Origin of the sequence: Saccharothrix hoggarensis, from assembly GCF_042678885.1 — a bacterium.
GTDB classification, from domain to species: domain Bacteria; phylum Actinomycetota; class Actinomycetes; order Mycobacteriales; family Pseudonocardiaceae; genus Actinosynnema; species Actinosynnema hoggarensis.
This window is the reverse complement of sequence record NZ_JBHTLK010000146.1, coordinates 1-17,655: the sequence shown is the minus strand read 5'-3', so window position 1 is coordinate 17,655 and position 17,655 is coordinate 1. Positions and strand designations below refer to the sequence as shown.

Below are 17,655 nucleotides of genomic sequence, written 5' to 3'. Positions count from 1 at the left end.
ACCAGCGCCCCCAACCCCGCCGCCGCCGCGGCCGACCGCATGGCCGCCAGCACGTCGCCGGACAGCCCGCGCCCGACGTGGTCCGGGTCGACGGCGATCTCCAGCGCGCACGCGGTGTCGGCCTCGACGCCGTCCATCACGTCCTCCGCCGCCCACACGGCCACCTGGTCCCACCCGCCGTCGGGGAACCGCGGCCGCGAGTCCCGGTCGGCCCGGTAGCCGACCATGATCCCGCGCGCCACGGGCCGGTCGCCGTCCAGCACCGCCACCACGAGGTGCGGCCACCGCTCGGCCACCCGCCGTCCCCGCACGAGCAGCGACGCCAGGTTGCCCCGCGTGAACCGGGGCGAGTCGGGCGGGTAGGGAATCCCGTAGACCGCGTCGACCAGGTCGGGCCGCGACGCGAGGGTCACCACGTGCACCGGCATGGCGTCGCTCAGGGGACGGCGTGCGCGGCCACGGCGGCGGTCAGCGCCTCGCGCCAGTGCCGCAGCGGCGGGAGCCCGGCGTCCGCCCACGCCTGGCCCGACAGCACCGAGTACGCCGGGCGCGGGGCGGGGCGGGGGAAGTCGGCGGTGGCGCACGGGCGCACGCGTTCCGGGTCGAGGCCCAGTTCGGCGAAGATCGCCCGCGCGAACCCGCACCACGTGGTCTCGCCGGCGCCGGTCGCGTGCAGCACCCGTGCGGGCGTGCCGCCGGAGGACACCAGCGCGGCCAACGACAGCAGCCCGCGGGCCAGGTCGAGCGACCACGTCGGCGAGCCGACCTGATCGTCCACAACGGACAGCGTCTCGCGCGTGGTGGCCAAGTGCGCCATCGTCTTCACGAAGTTCGCGCCGTGCTCGCCGTAGACCCACGACGTGCGCACGACCCACGATCGGTCCCAAGTGGACAGGACGCGTTCCTCGCCGGCGAGCTTGGTGCGCCCGTACGCCGACCGCGGCCCGGTGGGGTCCGACGGCTCGTACGGACGGGTGGCGTCGCCGGGGAACACGTAGTCCGTCGACACGTGCAGCAGCGGCACGTCGTGCGCGCGGCAGGCGGTGGCGAGGTGCTCGGGCCCGAGCGCGTTGACCGCGAACGCCCGGTCCCGGTCGGTCTCGGCCGCGTCCACCGCGGTGTACGCGGCGGCGTTCACGACCACCGGCCGGAACCCGGCGTCACGGGCGGTCGCGGCGAAGGCCGCCACGGCGTCCGACACGGCGGACGGGTCGGTCAGGTCCAACTCGGCCGACGACGGCGCGTCCACCAGGCCGTCCTCGGGCGCCGCCGCCACGACGTCACGCCCGAGCTGGCCGCGGCCGCCGGGCACGAGGAGCGCGAGTTCCATCAGCCGGCCAGGGCCGCGCGCTGCTTCAGCGGCTCCCACCACGACCGGTTGTCCCGGTACCACTGGACGGTGGCCGCCAGCCCGGCCTCGAAGTCGACCCGCGGCGCGTAGCCCAGCTCGGTGCTGATCTTGGTGATGTCGACCGAGTAGCGGCGGTCGTGGCCCTTGCGGTCGGCGACCGGCTCGACGAACGAGTCCCAGTCACGCCCGGTGGCCGCGAGCAGGCGCTCGGTCAGCTCCCGGTTGGTCAGCTCGGTGCCGCCGCCGATGTTGTAGACCTCGCCGCCGCGGCCGCCCTCCAGCACGAGCTGGATGCCCCGGCAGTGGTCGTCCACGTGCAGCCAGTCGCGCACGTTCAGCCCGTCGCCGTACAGCGGCACCTTCCGGCCGTCCACCAGGTTGGTGACGAACAGCGGGATGACCTTCTCCGGGAACTGGTACGGACCGTAGTTGTTTGAGCACCGGGTGACGCACACCGGCAGCCCGTGCGTCCGGAAGAACGACCGGGCGAGCAGGTCGGACGACGCCTTGGACGCCGCGTACGGCGAGTTCGGCTCCAGCACGTGGTCCTCGGTCCACGAGCCCTCGTCGATCGTGCCGTACACCTCGTCGGTGGAGACGTGCACGAACTTGGCCACGCCGGCTTCCAACGCGCCCTGCAACAACGTGTGGGTGCCCAGCACGTTGGTGAGGACGAAGTCGGCCGAACCGGAGATCGAGCGGTCCACATGCGACTCGGCGGCGAAGTGCACCACCACGTCCGTCCGGCGCATCAGGTCGCCGACGAGCTCGCGGTCGCAGATGTCGCCCCGGACGAACGTCAGGCGCGGGTCGTCGGCGACCGGCGCCAGGTTCGCCTCGTTGCCCGCGTAGGTGAGCTTGTCGAGCACCACGACCTCGGCGTCGGCGTAGGCCGGGTACGCGCCGGACACCAACTCCCGGACGTAGTGCGAGCCGATGAACCCCGCCCCACCCGTGACCAGTACGCGCATGCCCCGTGCCCTCCTACGACCAGTCCGCCCACCGCAGTCTGTCACGGTGGTTAACCGTGCAACCCACCCGGTTGTTACAGCGTCTCCCGTATAAGGGGAATGTCGGACGCGGCCGCCGCTCCGCGACTAATCTCGACAGGTAGCAGGGCGCGTGTGGGGGAGGCAGTCAGTGGACCGGAGTCCGCCCGATTCAGCCGGTGGCTCGACAGGTCGACCGGACGGTGGCCCGACGCGCGGGTCGGCTGCTCTGCGTACCCTCCTGGTCACGGGGCGTTCCCTGCTGGCCCTGCTGTCGGCGGCTGTGCTCGTCGTCACGTGGTACGGCTGGTACTACCTCGGCGACATCGACGACGGCGTGACGCGGACCGACGTCATCTCCTCCTCGACCAGCGGGCAGGCCGACGGCAAGGCCCGCAAGCCGCTGGACGGCGCGGTCGACATCCTGCTGGTCGGCGTCGACAGCCGGACCGACGCGCAGGGCAACCCGCTGTCCGACGAGGTGTTGGCGCTGCTCAACGGCGGTGTCGCCGACGGCACGATGAACACCGACACGATGATCCTGGTGCACATCCCCCAGGACGGGACCCGCGCGGTCGCCATCTCGTTCCCGCGCGACGCGTACGTGGAGATCGCGGACGGGTTCGGCAAGCACAAGCTCAACTCGGCCATGGCGCGGCAGCGCAACGACACGGCCCAGCGCCTGCGCGAGAAGGGCGTCACCGACGAGGACCGGATCGAGCTGGAGTCCACGCTCGCCGGCCGCAAGACGTTGATCAAGACCATCGAGGGGCTGACCGGCGGCGCCATCACCGTCGACCAGTACGCCGAGGTGAACCTGGCCAGCTTCTACGAGGTGACGAAGGCCATCGGCGGCGTCGAGGTGTGCCTGAAGCAGGCGACGCAGGACTCCGACTCGGGCGCGAACTTCCAGGCGGGCCGGCAGACCATCTCGGGCGCGCAGGCGCTGTCGTTCGTGCGCCAGCGCGGCGGGCTGCCCGGCGGCGACCTCGACCGGATCGTGCGCCAGCAGGTGTTCATCGGCGCGCTGGCCCGCAAGGTGCTGTCCACGGGCACGCTGACCGACTTCGACCGGCTCGACCAGCTCGTGACGGCGGTGAAGAAGTCCGTGGTGATCAGCGAGGGCTGGAACATCCCGGAGTTCGCCGAGCAGATGCAGGGGCTCGTGTCGGGCAACATCCAGTTCCGCACGATCCCGGTCGGCGAGCCGACGGACACGTACAGCGACGGCAACGTGCTGCCGGTCGACCCGGCGCGGGTGCGGCAGTTCATCAAGGGCCTGGCGACGGACCAGGGGCCGTCCACGTCGCCCACCACCACGACCCCGGCCGGTCCGCCGAACTCGGCCATCACGGTGCACGTCTACAACTCCGCGGGCGTGCTCCGGCTGGCGGCCACCGTGCTCGACATGCTGGTGCAGCAGGGGTTCCGGCCGGGCGTGGCGGAGACCGGGACGTACACGGAGACGACGTCCGTGCGGCACGCGCCGGGCGAGCGGTCGAGCGCCGAGAAGGTGATCGAGGCCCTGGGCGGTAACGCCGAGGCGGTCGAGGACGACTCCGTGCCACGGGGGCAGGTGCTGGTGTACGTCGGCGCGGACTTCACGCCGCCGGACCGGTCGGACCCCGCGTCGGTGGACGGCGCCGGCACGGGTGTCGCGTCGACCACCAGCCCGACCCCGCCGATCACCGCCGACGGTGTGGTGTGCGTCAACTGAACACCCGTCCGCCCACCGACCCGGACGTCCGACCGGACCAAGGTGGTTAGCCTCATCGGACGGACCACCCGCAGGAGGGAGCACCGGTGAAGGCCGCGCTGCTGATCGGACGCACGCTCGTCGTGCTGCTGTCCGCGGCCGTGCTGGTGCTGTCCGGTTACGGGTGGGCGACGTTGAAGCGCGTCGAGGAGAGCGTGAACACGACGGACGTGCTGATCGAGCTGTCGGACGTGCCGAACGCGCCGCCCGTGGACGACGGGGCGACCGACATCCTGCTGGTGGGCAGCGACAGCCGCACCGACGCCCAGGGCCGGCCGCTGCCCGAGCACGTGCTGCGGCAGCTGCGGACCGAGGCGACGGACACCCTCAACACCGACACGATCATCGTCATGCGGGTGCCGCGCAACGGGGGCAGGGCGCAGGCCGTCTCCATCCCGCGCGACACGTACGTGACCATCCCCGACCACGGCGACGAGAAGATCAACTCGGCGTACGGGCTGACCAAGTTCTTCACCATGCAGCGGCTGCAGGCCGAGGGCGTGACCGACCTGACCGAGCGCTCCCAGCAGGGCGACCAGGCCGGGCGGCGGGCGCTGGTGCAGGTGGTGCAGGACCTGACCGGCGTGCGCGTCGACCACTACGCGGAGATCAACCTCTACGGGTTCTACCTGCTCACGGAGGTCATCGGCGGGGTGGACGTGTGCCTGAGGCAGGCCACCTCCGACCCGGACTCCGGCGCGGACTTCCGCGCGGGCGTGCAGTCGATCTCCGGCGGCGACGCGCTGGCGTTCGTGCGGCAGCGCAAGGGCATCCCGAACGGCGACCTGGGGCGGATCACCCGGCAGCAGGTGTTCATGTCGGCGGCGATGGCGAAGCTGATGTCCGCGGGCACGCTCACCGACCCGGCGCGGCTGTCCGGGCTGCTGGACGCGGTGAGCAAGTCGGTGGTGGTGGACGAGAAGCTGGACCTGGCGACGTTCGCCGGGCAGGCGCGCGGGCTGGCGGGCGGGAACGTCGAGTTCGCGACCATCCCGGTGACGGGCGTCGGCGCGCGCAACGAGCGCGGCCAGAGCATCGTGACCGTCGACCCGGCGCAGGTGAAGGCCTTCGTGGCCGAGCTGCTGGGCGAGAAGACCCCGACCCCGGCGCCCACCACGACACCCGCGGCCACCACGACGACGGCCGCGACGACGGGCACGACGACTGGCGCCACGACGCCCACGCGGAGGTTCGGCGGCGACCGGCCGGTGGCGCTCGACGGGCGGGCCAGGGCCGCCCTCCAAGGCCCGCCCTGCGTCGACTAGGAGCCCGGTCCGGGGCCGGCGCGTGGCCGCCGACCCGGCGTGGCAAGGTTGGCGCATGACCGTCACGGATGCCCTGTTCGCACCCCTGTTCGCGGCGAATCCCGGCCGTCCCCTGATCACGCACTACGACGACGCGGCGGGCACGCGGGTCGAGCTGTCGCGGGCCACGATCCGCAACTGGGCGGCCAAGACGGCGAACTGGCTGCGTGACGAGCACGACGTCGAGCCGGGCGACCCGGTGGCCGTGCTGCTGCCGGCGCACTGGCAGACGGCGGGCGTGCTGCTGGGCGCGTGGTGGTGCGGCGCGGCCGTGACGGACGACCCGGCGGGCGCGAAGGTGGCGGTCGTGGCTCCCGGCGGCGAGGTGCCCGGCGCGCTCGTGACGGCCGTGGCGTCGTTGCACCCGATGGGCCTCGGCAGCGGCGCGCCGGTGGACTACAACGACGACGTGCGGGTGTTCGGCGACGACTTCACGCCGTGGGAACCGGTGCCCGGCGACACCCCCGCCCTCCTGCGGTCCACTGTAGACGAAGTGGTGGAGGAGGCGCACCAGCGGGCCGCGACGCTCGGCATCACCACGACGTCCCGCGTGCTGTCCACTGTGGAGTGGGCCTTCCCGGACGGCCTGCTGAACGGCTTCCTGGCCGTGCTCGCGGGCGGCGGGTCGCTCGTCCAGTGCAGCCACGCCACGCCGGACCTGCTCCCCGCGCGACGGGCGAGCGAGCAGACGACGTTGGACCTCGTCGGCTAGCACGGCCCCGCACCCCCCTTCTCAGCTGACGAGGCGGTTCGCCTCGACGGCGGCACACCCGTGCCTCCTTCCGGTTGACAGCGGCTCGCGACCAGCGTACAAAACCAAGTAGTTAGATAACCAAGTGGTTAGGTAGCGATGGCGGACGATCCCCTAAGCCTCACCTTCGCGGCGTTGGCCGACCCGACGCGGCGGGCGATCCTGGCCCGCCTGGCCGAGGGCGCGGCGACCGTGAAGGAACTCTCCGCGCCGTTCGCGATGAGCGGCCCGGCGGTCTCCAAGCACCTGCGGGTGCTGGAACGGGCGGGGCTCATCACGCGCGGCCGCGACGCCCAGTGGCGTCCGTGCGCGCTGGACGCGACGCCGTTGCGCGAGGTCGCCGAGTGGGCCGACGGGTACCGCCGGTTCTGGGACGACAGCTACCGGCGCCTCGACGCCTACCTCGAACAGCTGAAGGAGCGGAAAGATGAGCACTGACACCACCGCGCGGTGGACCACGCCGTCCGACCTGGAAGTGGCCGTGACGCGGTCGTTCGGCGCGCCCCAGCGGCTCGTGTTCGACGCGTTCACCAAGCCGGAGCACGTCGCGCGCTGGATGCTCGGCCCGGAGGGCTGGACCATGCCGGTGTGCGAGATCGACCTGCGGCCGGGCGGGCGCTGGCACATGGTGTGGCGGCGCGCCAACGGCGAGGAGATGGCGATGACCGGCGAGTACCAGGAGGTCACGCCGCACTCGCGGACCGTGCAGACCGAGTCGTGGGGCCCGGACTGGGCAACGACGGTCAACACCACCGAGTTCATCGCGGACGGCGACCGCACGACCGTCGTGCAGACCATGAAGTACCCCTCGCGGGCCGACCGCGACCGCGCCCTCGACACCGGCATGACGGACGGCGCGGACATCAGCTACGACCGGCTCGACGCCTACTTGGCCGCCACCGCCTGAGCGCCTGCCTGAGCGCGTGCGTGACGGCCGTCCGGAGACCAGCGGGGCACCACCCGACCTCCGGCCGAGCACCGCCTGAGCACCGCCCGACCGCGTCCGACCGCATCCGACGGCGTCCGACGGCGTCCGTTCGGCGGCAACGCGCACCGATCGGGTTTGGCGTTCACGCCAAGGGGTTATTGACCGGTTGACCTTCATCGCGAGCGCGCGGGACGTTGACCGGATCGGTGGACATGCTCAGTTCGTACGTTGAATCGGTCCGGGCCGGTTTCGGGGCGTTCGTCGGCGTGGGCGTGCTGGTCCTGCTGCCGCTGATCGCCTTGCACTACCACCGGTTCGGGCGCGTCGAGCCCCGCCGCGCCCTGGTCCTGTACGGGCTGCTGGCGTACGGCCTGGTGGCCTTGGCGCTGATCTTCCTGCCGTTCCCGTCGGCGCTGGTGTGCACCGGCGAGCAGATGGTGTCGACCACGCCGTTCCGCTGGATCACCGACATGCGCAACAACCTGTCGGCCAACGGGCGTTCCGGCGTGGTCGCCGTGGTCACGTCGACCGTGTTCCTCCAGCAGGCGTTCAACGTCGCCCTGTTCGTGCCGCTGGGCGTGGTGCTGCGGAAGTCGTACGGGCGCGGGCCGTTCGCGGTGGTCGCGATCGGGCTCGGCATCTCGCTGGCGGTCGAGGTGGTGCAGTTCTCCGGCAACCTGGGCGCGTACCCGTGCCCGTACCGCATCGCGGACGTCGACGACCTGATCTCCAACACCGCCGGTTCGCTGCTCGGCTGGATGATCGCGCCGGTCGCGCTGGTGGTGCCCGCGGTGCCGCACCCGGACGCGTCGACCGCCCCGCCGGGCACGGTGTCCGTGCCGCGCCGACTCCTCGGGCTGCTGATGGACGTGCTGGTGCTCGCGGTCGTCGCCCGGCTCGTCTTCGACGGCAACCGCTGGTGGGTGGTCGGCCTGGCGGTGGCGATCCGCGTCGTCGTGCCGTCGCTGACGGGCGGGCACGCGCTGGGCGGGTGGTTGCTGCGGTACCACGTCCGCCGTCCGGACGGCGCCCGCGCCAACCCGGCGCGGATCGCGCTGCGCGAACTCCTCGGCGTCACCGGCCTGATCGCCTACGTCGCCCTGGCTCCCGCCGACTGGTGGTTCGCCGTGGACATGTGCGTGCTGGCGCTCGTGGTCGTCGGCGCTTTCGTGGTGCCGGTCTTCCGCCGTGACCAGCGGGGCGTGCCGGACCTGGTCGCCGACACGCGCGCCGTGCGGACCGCGGAGCACGTCCCGGCCGCGCCGGCGGGCGTCGGCTCCTAGCCGCTTCGGCCTGGCGGCCCCGTCGCCGGGACCGCCAGGCCGGGTCGTCGCGGGACTACCTGGCGGCGCAGGCGGGGCTGATCCCCGACCCGGCGCCGGTGCCCTGGAAGCCGAATTCGGTCGACTGACCGGCGGCGATGGAGCCGTTGAAGCTGACGTTCGTGAACTGGACCGTGCCGGAGTTGCCGCTGCGGTTCGCGTTCCACGCGTTGGTGACGCTCGAACCCGCCGGGAGGGCCACGGTCACCGTCCAGCCGTTGACCGGCGCGGAGCCCGCGGTGACCCGGATCGTGGCGACGAACCCGCCCGTCCACTGGTTCACCGACGCCGACGCCGTGCAGCCGCCCGCGGGTGGCGTGGTCGTCGTCGTGGTGGTGGACGTCGTGGTCGACGTGGACGTGCTGGTCGAAGTGGACGTGGACGTCGTGGTCGTGGTCGTCGTGGTCGTCGTTCCGCCGGACAGGGTCGGCGTCTGCCAGTCCCGCCACTCGGCCAGGTTGCCGGCCTTGCGGCTGGAGATCCGGAACGTGCCCGCCGCGCTCCCCGTCTTCAGCAGGTGCTTCTGGATGTTCTGCTGCAACGGGGTCCGCCACTCGGTGCGGGACGCGCAGTGCGTGCCGTCCTGGACGTCGGACCAGTACGTGATGTTGTCGCCCGCGCCGAGCGCCTTGTAGACCTCCGCGCCCGCCAGCGCCGCCACGCTGCCCGACCGCGCACCCAGCCAGTCGACGTGCGGGTTCTCCATGATGAGCAGGCCGCGCGGCGCGACCATGCCGACCATCTGGTGCGTGTCGACGGGCAGCGAGTTCGGGTTGCCCGTGAACGAGCCGAACGCGTCACCCAGCCACGGCTGCTCGCCGTAGGCGCTGCTCAACGGCTGCGCGCCGCTCTCCCCGGCGACCGCGCGGAAGGCGGGCACACCGGCGCTGCCGGACTCGATCGGCATGGTCAACGCGACGCGCTGGTCGAACACGCCGCTCGCGAACGCGCCCTTGCCGTACCGGGAGCAGCCCGTCACGCCCATCGCGTCGGCCTTGAGGATCGTGCCGCCGGACTGCTCGACGACGTCGATGATCCGGCTGACGCCCCAGGCCCACGCCATGAGCAGGCCGGTGCTGCTGGACGAGCCGTAGATGCTGTAGAACGCGCCCTGCTTGTTGCCGCGGGCCGTGCCCTCGCGCCCGACCGCGATGGGGTCGTAGTTGATGACGGCCGCGCCGGCGGCCTTGATCGTGGCCGTGTCCGCGCCGAGCCCGCCCAGGACGACGACGGCGGGGAACGGCCCGGAACCGCTCGGCAGCTCGACCCTCGCGGAGAAGCTCGCGCTCCGGCCGTTCTCCGACACGTTCACGGTGATGGCGGAGCTCGTGACGGTGCCCGTGACGCTCGCGGGCTTCGCGGGCTTGTCGCCGTAGACGTACCGCTCCGCCAGCTCCCTGGTCTCGGCGCGCCGGCACCGCCAGTCCGACTTGGACGTGACGCGCGTGCCGTCGATCCTCTTGAACGGGTCGGGGAGCTTGGAGTTGGCGGGCGTGGAGCCGGGCAGCGCGACCCGGCAGTCGGCGCCGTCGTCCTCGACGCCCGCGGCGGCCGCGACGACGTCGGCGGCCGGTGCGGTGGTGGTCTTCGCTGCCGCCGTCATGGCGCCGGCGAGCGCAAGCCCCGCCACCGCCAGCACGACGACCGTTGATCGGCTCTGAGAGCGGCCCGAGCGGATGGTCACCAGGGCTCCTTCCGGGTGGTGGGTGGAGGCGGCGACGGTGATCCTGACCACAGTGGTCGGCGGCCTAAAGTTTCGATGACATGACCGAAACATGTCAATGCGCTGCAACCCCGGGTTTGAAGTCGTGGTCTCAGTTGGAGCCGAACGTCGCAGTCACCCACCTGAGCGCGCCTTGATCGGGTGATCGGGCCACGGCGCGAAAACGGCCCGGGCGCGGCCTGATCGAGTGATCAGACCGCGCCCGGGCCGTGAGGCGGAGAGGAGCGAAGGGCCTAGCCGTTGAGCAGGGCGCGGGACATGACGACGCGCTGGATCTGGTTCGTGCCCTCGTAGATCTGGGTGATCTTGGCGTCGCGCATCATGCGCTCCACCGGGAAGTCGCGCGTGTAGCCGGCGCCGCCGAACAGCTGCACGGCGTCCGTCGTCACCTCCATGGCCACGTCGGAGGCGAAGCACTTGGCCGCCGCCGTGATGAAGCCGATGTTCGGCTCGCCGCGCTCGGCCTTCGCCGCCGCCACGTACACCATGTGCCGGGCCGCCTCGATCTTCATCGCCATGTCGGCCAGCATGAACTGGACGCCCTGGAACTCGGAGATCGACTTCCCGAACTGCTTGCGGTCCTTGACGTAGGCGATGGCGGCTTCCAGGGCGCCCTGCGCGATGCCCACGGCCTGCGCGCCGATCGTGGGGCGCGTGTGGTCCAGCGTCCTCAGGGCCGTCTTCAGGCCGGTGCCGGGCTCGCCGATGATGCGGTCCTCGGGGATCGTGCAGTTCTCGAAGTGGATCTCACGGGTCGGGGAGCCCTTGATGCCGAGCTTGCGCTCCTTCGAACCCACGACGAAACCGGGGTCGTCCTTGTGCACCACGAACGCCGAGATGCCCTGCGACTTCTTCGGGGCGTCGGGGTCGGTCACGGCCATCACCGTGTACCAGGTGGACTCGCCGGCGTTGGTGATCCAGCACTTGGTGCCGTTCAGCACCCAGTGGTCGCCGTCGAGGCGCGCCCGCGTGCGCATGGACGCCGTGTCGGACCCGGCCTCGCGCTCGGACAGCGCGTAGGACGCCATGGCGTCGCCGGACGCGATGGACGGGAGCACCTGCCGCTTCAGCTCCTCCGACGCCGACAGCAGGATCGGCATCGTGCCCAGCTTGTTCACCGCGGGGATCAGGGACGACGACGCGCAGACGCGCGCCACCTCCTCGATCACGATGCACGTGGCCACCGAGTCGGCGCCCTGGCCGTCGTACTCCTCGGGCACGTGCACGGCCGCGAAACCCGACTTGACCAGCGCGTTCAACGCCTCGACCGGGAAGCGCTCGCGCTCGTCGACGTCCGCCGCGTGCGGTGCGATCTCCTTGTCCGCAAGCGACCGGACCGCCGACCGCAGCGCCTCGTGCTCCTCGGCGAGCTGGTAGGTACCGAAGCTCGGGTCCACGTTAAGTTACCTCCCGGTAGGGCGTCCTACCAGGATGTTAGCGCGCGTTCACTCACTTGTCCGCTGTGCCGTCCGCAACAGGCCGCAGCGCCACGTCGCGCAGCGCCGCGTCCTTCTCCAGCACCAGGTCCGCGAGCGACGCCTGGAACGCTTCCATCCGCTTGCGCAGGTCAGCGTCGGACGCCGCCAGCACGCGCACGGCCAGCAGCCCGGCGTTGCGCGCGCCGCCGACGGACACGGCCGCCACCGGCACACCCGCCGGCATCTGGACGATCGACAGCAGCGAGTCCATCCCATCGAGGTACTTCAGCGGGACCGGCACGCCGATCACCGGCAGCACCGTCGCGGACGCCACCATGCCCGGCAGGTGCGCCGCGCCGCCCGCGCCGGCGATGATCACCTGCAACCCGCGGGACGCCGCCGTCGCCGCGTAGTCCAGCATCCGCTGCGGCGTGCGGTGCGCCGAGTACACGCCGACCTCGTAGGTCACGTCGAACTCGGCCAGCGCCTCGGCCGCGGCCTTCATCACCGGCCAGTCCGAGTCGCTGCCCATGATCACGCCGACCTGCGTCACTGCTGCCCTCCGTGGATGTCGTACCCGTCCAGCCACACGCCGTCGGACAGCCAGTGCGCCGCGAGCCGCGCCCGCTGCCGCACCTCGTCCATCCGCTCACCGAGCAGCGTCACGTGACCGATCTTGCGCCCCGGCCGCTCCGCCTTGCCGTACAGGTGCACGTGGGCGTCGGGGAACCGGGCGAACAGGTGGTGCAGGCGCTCGTCGGGCCCCATCTCGGGCGCCGACGAGGCGCCCAGGACGTTCGCCATCACGACGGCGGGCGCGACGAGGTCCGTCGCGCCGAGCGGGTAGTCCAGCACGGCCCGCAGGTGCTGCTCGAACTGCGAGGTGCGGGCGCCCTCGATGGTCCAGTGGCCGGAGTTGTGGGGGCGCATGGCGAGCTCGTTGACGACCAGCCCGTCCGCCGTCTCGAACAGCTCCACGGCCAGCAGCCCGACCACGCCCAGCTCGGACGCGATCCGCAGCGCGAGTTCCTGGGCCTGCTCGGCGAGGTCGAGGTCCCCTTCCGGCGCCGGGGCCAGCACCTCGACGCAGATCCCGTCCTGCTGCACGGTCTGCACCAGCGGCCACGCCGCGCCCTGGCCGAACGGCGACCGCGCCACCAGCGCGGACAGCTCCCGGCGCATCGGCACGCACTGCTCGACCATCAACGGCGTGCCGGCCGCGAGCAGCTCGGGGACGACCCGCTGCGCGCTCTGCGGCGTGTTCAGCATCCACACGCCGCGGCCGTCGTAGCCGCCGCGCACGGCCTTCAGCACGCACGGCCACCCGTGCCGCGCGCCGAACGCCAGCACGTCGGCGGCGTCGAGCACGGCGGAGAACGGCGGCACGGGGGCGCCCAGCTCGGCCAGCCTCGCCCGCATGACCAGCTTGTCCTGCGCGTGCACGAGGGCGTCGGGGCCGGGGAAGACCTTCGCGCCGTCGGCGACCAGCGCGTGCAGGTGCTCCTGCGGCACGTGCTCGTGGTCGAACGTGACGACGTCGCACGACTTGGCGAACGCGCGCAACGCGTCGAGGTCGGTGTGCCTGCCCAGTTCGACGTCGCGCGCGACGAGCGCGGCGGGGTCGGACTCCGACTCGGCGAGGACCCGCAGTGACTGGCCGAGGGGGATGGCGGCCTGGTGCGTCATGCGGGCGAGCTGACCGCCGCCGATCATGCCGACGACGGGGAGACGAGTTCGGGAGTCCACGGTTTCGTGATCCTACCTGCACAAACAGCGTGGTTCGCACGGGACCGCCCGCCGCCGGTCCCGCGCGCTTCGCCGAAGCGCGCGGGACCTCTCGGCAGGACCGCCGCGGGTGGGACCGCGGCAGGCCCGGGGTCAGACGCGGCGCGCCCGGCGCACCCACACGAAGGCGAGCGCGAGCAGGCCGGCGGCGAGCACCAGGAAGATCCCGGTCTCGAACAGCTGGAACGGCAGCAGCCGCTCGGCCGGGTGGTAGTCCGTGTACCAGTGCACGATGCCGTGGTCCCGCATGCACTGCTCGATGTCCGCGTCGGAGCGGACGTCGCTGCACTCGCCGGTGAAGCGGACCTCGTTGCCGGCCGCGTCGGCGTAACCGCTCTCGACCCGCCACCTGCCGTCGGTGTCGCCCACCCAGGACAGCGAGCCGACGTGGTACGGCTCCAGGCTGCGCAGCGGGGTCTGGAAGTACGGCCGCCACACCGCCGCCACGATGCCGCGCACCAGGTAGAACCCGACGAGCGCGAGCCCCATCGCGGGCACCGTGCGGCGGGTGACGGCGCTGAGCGCGAGGCCCAGCGCGAAGCCGAACGCCGCGTAGGCGACCTGCACCTGGGGCACCGCCTCGAACTCCGCGTTCCCGAACGGCTGGAACGGGACGTACTCGTTCCGGACGGCGTTGACGCTGTTCATCATCTTGACCAGCGCCGTGCTCAGGCCCGCGGCCAGCGCCACGGCGGCCGCGCCGAGCAGCACGACCTTGCCGGTCAGCCAGCGGATCGGCGTGACGTCCTGGCTCCACACCACGAGGTGCGTGCGCTGCTCGTACTCGCGGGACAGCAGGGGCGCCGCCCAGAACGACGCGAACAGCCCGCCCAGCAGGACCGGCACGTTCACCAGGAACTGGCTGAGGCCGAGGTAGCGCCACTCGCCCAGCACCCGGTGGTCGGCGGTGCCGGTGGCGTCGACGTGCCACGCCATGCCCAGCGCCAGGGCGATCACGCCCCCGACGGCGACGGCCGTGCCGACGACCGTCCAGCGGTGCTGCCGCCAGGTGAGCCACAGCAGGTCCGCCCACCCGACGTGGGTGCGGGCGCGGGCCGGCGCGGCGGTCGTGACGGGGGTCGTGGTGGTGGCGGTCATGCCGCGCTCCCCTTCCTGGTGGCCTCCAACTGGGCCAGGACGTAGTCCTCCAGCGTGACCGGCCGCTCGGCCCACTGCCCGGCGACGACCGGCCGCGGCTGCCCCTCGGGCAGCTTGACCAGGAACGTCGACTGCGCGCCGCGGTGCCGTGCCTCCACGACCTCGCCCAACGCGGGCGGCACGTCGGAGCGCGGGCCGGTGTAGCTGACGTGCCTGGCCAGCAGCTCGTCCAGGTCGCCGCCGGCGAGCAGCCGGCCGTGCGCGAGGAGGAGCAGGTAGTCGGCCACGCCGGACAGCTCGGCGACGACGTGCGTGGACAGCAGCACCGTCATGCCGGTCTCGTCGACCTCGGTCAGCAGCTCGGCGGTGACCTCGCGGCGGGCCAGCGGGTCGAGGTTGGCCAGCGGCTCGTCCAGCATGAGCACGTCCGGCCGCGAGCCGATGGCCAGCGCGAACGCCACCTGGGCCTGTTGACCGCCGGACAGCTTGCCGCACGACCGGTCCAGCGGGATCTCGAAGCGCTCGAGCCAGCGGCGGGCGCGCGACTCGTCCCACACGACGTTCAGGCGGGAGCCCAGGCGCAGCACGTCGGCCGCGGAGAAGTGCCGGTAGACCGGCTTCTCCTGCGACACGAACGCCACCCGGCCCGCCGCGCCCGCCGACCCCTCGTCGGCGTCGAGGAGGCCCGCGAGGACGGTCATCAACGTCGTCTTGCCGGCGCCGTTCGCGCCGACCAGCGCCGCCACCCTGCCCGCGGGCAGGTCGAACGTGCACTCCCGCAGCGCCCACTTGCTCCGGTACCGCTTGCCCAGCGCCTGCGCGCGGACCGCGATGCCGGTGTCGGCGACCGCTTCGACCGCGGTGTTCACCGGACCCCCACCCCTTCCCCCACTGATGTCTGATCGCCGTCTCCGCCGGCGGCGAGCACCGACCGCACGAGCGCGTCGATGTCCTCGGTGTCCAGCCCGGCCTCGCGCGCCTCGCGGACCCACACGGCGAGGCGGGCGCGCAGGGCGGCCATGACCTCCGGGTCGGTCGAGCCGAGCCCGGCCTTGACGAACGTGCCCGAGCCCTGGCGTGCCTCCACCAGGCCGGACAGCTCCAGTTCGCGGTACGCCTTGAGCACGGTGTTCGCGTTCACCCCACTGGTCGCGACGACGTCGCGGACGGTCGGCAGCCGGTCACCCGGCCGCAGCCACCCGAGCCGCAGTGCCTCCCGGACCTGGCGGACCAGCTGGAGGTACGCGGGGAGGCCACTGGACCGGTCGATGCGGAACTCCACCCGGCGCCTCCAAAGTGTTCTACTCAACTAAGACACTAGGAGACCAGCACGCCGTCCGGGCTGTCAACTGTCGTGGTTCAGCCGAACGTGTGAGCGCGAGAAGAAGCCCGGTGCGCGGGGCGCACCGGGCTTCCGGGGGGAGGGGAGAGGGTGACGGGCGCCGGACAGGGGTTCGGCGACCGACGGGTCAGCGGCCCAGGCCCGCGATCAGCGCGACCGCGTCGGCCCAGGTCTCGGGCAGCTCCTCCAGCCACACCCGCACCGGCCCCGTGGGCGCGACGTGCGGGTCGACGGCCAACCGGTCGGCCGTGAGCACCCGGAGGTTGGCCACGGCCCGCACCAGGCGCTCGTCACGGCGCAGCAGCACGCACGCCACCGAGGGACCGACGGACGCCACGGTCTCCCCCGCGTCGAACACCTCCTTCAACGCGTCCGCCAGCAACGTCATCGCGACCACCCGCGACCACCCGGACGTGCGACTCAGGTCCAGCCCCACCAGCACCAGGACGTGATCCCGCCGGCCGGTCGCCCGCGCCTCCGCGTACACCTCGCGCAGCCGCGTCCGCAGGTACCCGGCGGTGGCCAGGCCGGTCAGCGGGTTGTCCGCCGCGCAGTCCCCCGCCCGCTTGCTCATCACGTCGCCCCAGCCCAGCGCGGTGGCCCGGAGCATCCGCGCCGGGATCGCGTCCACGCTCGCCGACACGATCCCGGTCGACCCCGGCGGCTCCGCCAGCACCGCGTGCAGCGCCGCGAGGTCCAGCAGCGTCTCCGCCAGCCCCGCGCCCGCCTCGGCCCGCGCGCCGCCCAGCCGGTACAGCTCGGCGCCCGCGTCGCCCCCGTCCACCACGGCCCGGCACACGTCGTCCACCTCGGCCAACGGCCAGTCCGCCGGGAACGCCCAGCCGGCGGCCATCGTGGCGTTGCGCCACCTCGACCGCAGCGCGCGCGACCCGTCAGCGCCGGAACGCCGTGCGACCGCTTCCCGAACACCCACCCGGATGCCTCCTCAGACTTTCGGATTCCGAACACGAGACGTGCTCGAAGCTCATCCATGACGGCATTCACTCCACCCAGTCGGGAGGTTCCACGTGACGGTGCGCGATCCCGTACGTCACACTGGCGCGGCGCGAGGAGGGGAAAACACGTGGCGACCGTTCCTGCTGACGTCCACGGACCGAGCGACGCGGAGCTGATCGATTCCGTGCGCGGCGGGACGATCGACGCCTACGGGCAGCTCTACGAACGTCACGTGTCCGCCGCGTACAACCTGGCCCGCCAGCTCGCGAGGTCGTCCGCCGAGGCCGACGACCTGGTCTCGGACGCCTTCGCGAAGGTCCTCGACACCCTGCGCGCGGGCCGCGGCCCGGACTCCGCGTTCCGCGCCTACCTGCTCACCGCGCTGCGCCACACCGCGTACGACAAGACCCGCCGGGACCGCAAGGTCGAACTCGCCGACGACGTGGCCGAGGTCGCGCCCGAGGCGACGAGCGTGCCGTTCAAGGACACCGCCGTGGCGGGCCTGGAGCGGTCGATGGCCGCCAAGGCGTTCGCCCGGCTGCCCGAGCGCTGGCAGACCGTGCTGTGGCACACCGAGATCGAGGGCCAGTCGCCCGCCGACGTCGCGCCCCTGCTCGGGCTGACCGCCAACGGCGTGTCGGCCCTGGCCTACCGGGCCCGCGAGGGCCTGAAGCAGGCGTACCTGCAGGTCCACCTGGCGGAGACGCAGAGCGAGCGGTGCCGCGCCACGGTCGACCGGCTCGGCGCGTGGACCCGCGGCGGCCTGTCGAAGCGGGAGACCACGCAGGTCGAGGCGCACCTGGACGAGTGCGGCGGCTGCCGCGCGCTGGCCGCCGAGCTGGCGGACGTCAACGGCGCGCTGCGCGGGATCATCGCCCCGCTGGTGCTGGGCGTCGGCGCGATCGATTACCTGGCCGCCGCCGGCGCGGGC

Annotated in this window: 17 protein-coding genes and 1 pseudogene; 7 read left to right on the top strand and 11 right to left on the bottom strand. The window is 72.6% G+C overall.

The window, feature by feature from the left end; genetic code table 11:
- From ACFQ3T_RS24105 to rfbB, 3 genes and pseudogenes are all read right to left on the bottom strand, one after another.
- Positions 1-428: pseudogene (locus tag ACFQ3T_RS24105) on the bottom strand (hypothetical protein); the annotation flags it as partial.
- Positions 429-436: 8 nt separating this feature from the next.
- Positions 437-1,330: a dTDP-4-dehydrorhamnose reductase gene (gene rfbD / locus ACFQ3T_RS24100; RefSeq protein ID WP_380726128.1), complete on the bottom strand. Its 894-nt coding sequence runs from the start codon at positions 1,328-1,330 to the stop codon at positions 437-439.
- Positions 1,330-2,322 carry a dTDP-glucose 4,6-dehydratase gene (rfbB, locus tag ACFQ3T_RS24095; protein WP_380726126.1) on the bottom strand — a complete coding sequence of 331 codons (993 nt, stop codon included), beginning with the start codon at positions 2,320-2,322 and terminating at the stop codon, positions 1,330-1,332. The genes rfbD and rfbB overlap by 1 nt, the downstream gene beginning before the upstream one ends.
- A gap of 301 nt (positions 2,323-2,623) precedes the next feature.
- On the opposite strand from rfbB, the gene ACFQ3T_RS24090 reads away from it, so the two are divergent.
- From ACFQ3T_RS24090 to ACFQ3T_RS24065, 6 genes are all read left to right on the top strand, one after another.
- Positions 2,624-4,057, top strand: a complete 1,434-nt coding sequence (locus ACFQ3T_RS24090) for an LCP family protein (protein WP_380726124.1) — start codon at positions 2,624-2,626, stop codon at positions 4,055-4,057.
- An 86-nt stretch (positions 4,058-4,143) separates the two neighbouring features.
- The gene (locus ACFQ3T_RS24085; RefSeq protein ID WP_380726122.1) at positions 4,144-5,361 is read left to right on the top strand and encodes an LCP family protein; all 1,218 of its coding nucleotides are present in this window, start codon (positions 4,144-4,146) and stop codon (positions 5,359-5,361) included.
- Positions 5,362-5,416: 55 nt separating this feature from the next.
- Complete coding sequence (locus tag ACFQ3T_RS24080; RefSeq protein WP_380726120.1) at positions 5,417-6,112, top strand: TIGR03089 family protein; 696 nt, start codon at positions 5,417-5,419, stop codon at positions 6,110-6,112.
- Between the two features lie 138 nt (positions 6,113-6,250).
- Positions 6,251-6,589, top strand: coding sequence for an ArsR/SmtB family transcription factor (locus ACFQ3T_RS24075; protein ID WP_380726118.1), 339 nt, complete (start codon positions 6,251-6,253; stop codon positions 6,587-6,589).
- Entirely contained in the window at positions 6,579-7,058 is a 480-nt protein-coding gene (locus ACFQ3T_RS24070; RefSeq protein WP_380726116.1) for an SRPBCC family protein, read from the top strand. The genes ACFQ3T_RS24075 and ACFQ3T_RS24070 overlap by 11 nt, the downstream gene beginning before the upstream one ends.
- Before the next feature lie 233 nt (positions 7,059-7,291).
- Positions 7,292-8,362, top strand: a complete 1,071-nt coding sequence (locus tag ACFQ3T_RS24065) for a VanZ family protein (RefSeq protein WP_380726114.1) — start codon at positions 7,292-7,294, stop codon at positions 8,360-8,362.
- Positions 8,363-8,417: 55 nt separating this feature from the next.
- Here ACFQ3T_RS24065 and ACFQ3T_RS24060 read toward each other — a convergent pair whose 3' ends face one another.
- From ACFQ3T_RS24060 to ACFQ3T_RS24025, 8 genes are all read right to left on the bottom strand, one after another.
- Entirely contained in the window at positions 8,418-10,085 is a 1,668-nt protein-coding gene (locus tag ACFQ3T_RS24060; protein WP_380726112.1) for a glucuronyl esterase domain-containing protein, read from the bottom strand.
- A 272-nt stretch (positions 10,086-10,357) separates the two neighbouring features.
- Positions 10,358-11,521, bottom strand: a complete 1,164-nt coding sequence (locus ACFQ3T_RS24055; RefSeq protein WP_380726110.1) for an acyl-CoA dehydrogenase — start codon at positions 11,519-11,521, stop codon at positions 10,358-10,360.
- Between the two features lie 52 nt (positions 11,522-11,573).
- Positions 11,574-12,095, bottom strand: coding sequence for a 5-(carboxyamino)imidazole ribonucleotide mutase (gene purE, locus ACFQ3T_RS24050; RefSeq protein ID WP_380726108.1), 522 nt, complete (start codon positions 12,093-12,095; stop codon positions 11,574-11,576).
- Positions 12,092-13,288 (bottom strand): 5-(carboxyamino)imidazole ribonucleotide synthase, encoded by a 1,197-nt coding sequence (locus tag ACFQ3T_RS24045; protein WP_380726106.1) that lies wholly within the window; start codon positions 13,286-13,288, stop codon positions 12,092-12,094. The genes purE and ACFQ3T_RS24045 overlap by 4 nt, the downstream gene beginning before the upstream one ends.
- A 132-nt stretch (positions 13,289-13,420) precedes the next feature.
- Complete coding sequence (locus ACFQ3T_RS24040; protein WP_380726104.1) at positions 13,421-14,425, bottom strand: hypothetical protein; 1,005 nt, start codon at positions 14,423-14,425, stop codon at positions 13,421-13,423.
- The gene (locus ACFQ3T_RS24035) at positions 14,422-15,294 is read right to left on the bottom strand and encodes an ATP-binding cassette domain-containing protein (RefSeq protein ID WP_380726102.1); all 873 of its coding nucleotides are present in this window, start codon (positions 15,292-15,294) and stop codon (positions 14,422-14,424) included. The genes ACFQ3T_RS24040 and ACFQ3T_RS24035 overlap by 4 nt, the downstream gene beginning before the upstream one ends.
- On the bottom strand, positions 15,291-15,707 hold the full coding sequence (locus ACFQ3T_RS24030; protein WP_380726100.1) for a GntR family transcriptional regulator: 417 nt from the start codon (positions 15,705-15,707) through the stop codon (positions 15,291-15,293). The genes ACFQ3T_RS24035 and ACFQ3T_RS24030 overlap by 4 nt, the downstream gene beginning before the upstream one ends.
- Before the next feature lie 187 nt (positions 15,708-15,894).
- Positions 15,895-16,701 carry a GGDEF domain-containing protein gene (locus tag ACFQ3T_RS24025; RefSeq protein ID WP_380726098.1) on the bottom strand — a complete coding sequence of 269 codons (807 nt, stop codon included), beginning with the start codon at positions 16,699-16,701 and terminating at the stop codon, positions 15,895-15,897.
- 150 nt (positions 16,702-16,851) lie between these two features.
- Between ACFQ3T_RS24025 and ACFQ3T_RS24020 the strand changes: the two genes are divergently transcribed.
- The coding region (locus tag ACFQ3T_RS24020) for a sigma-70 family RNA polymerase sigma factor (protein ID WP_380726096.1) at positions 16,852-17,655 on the top strand (804 nt) is incomplete at its 3' end.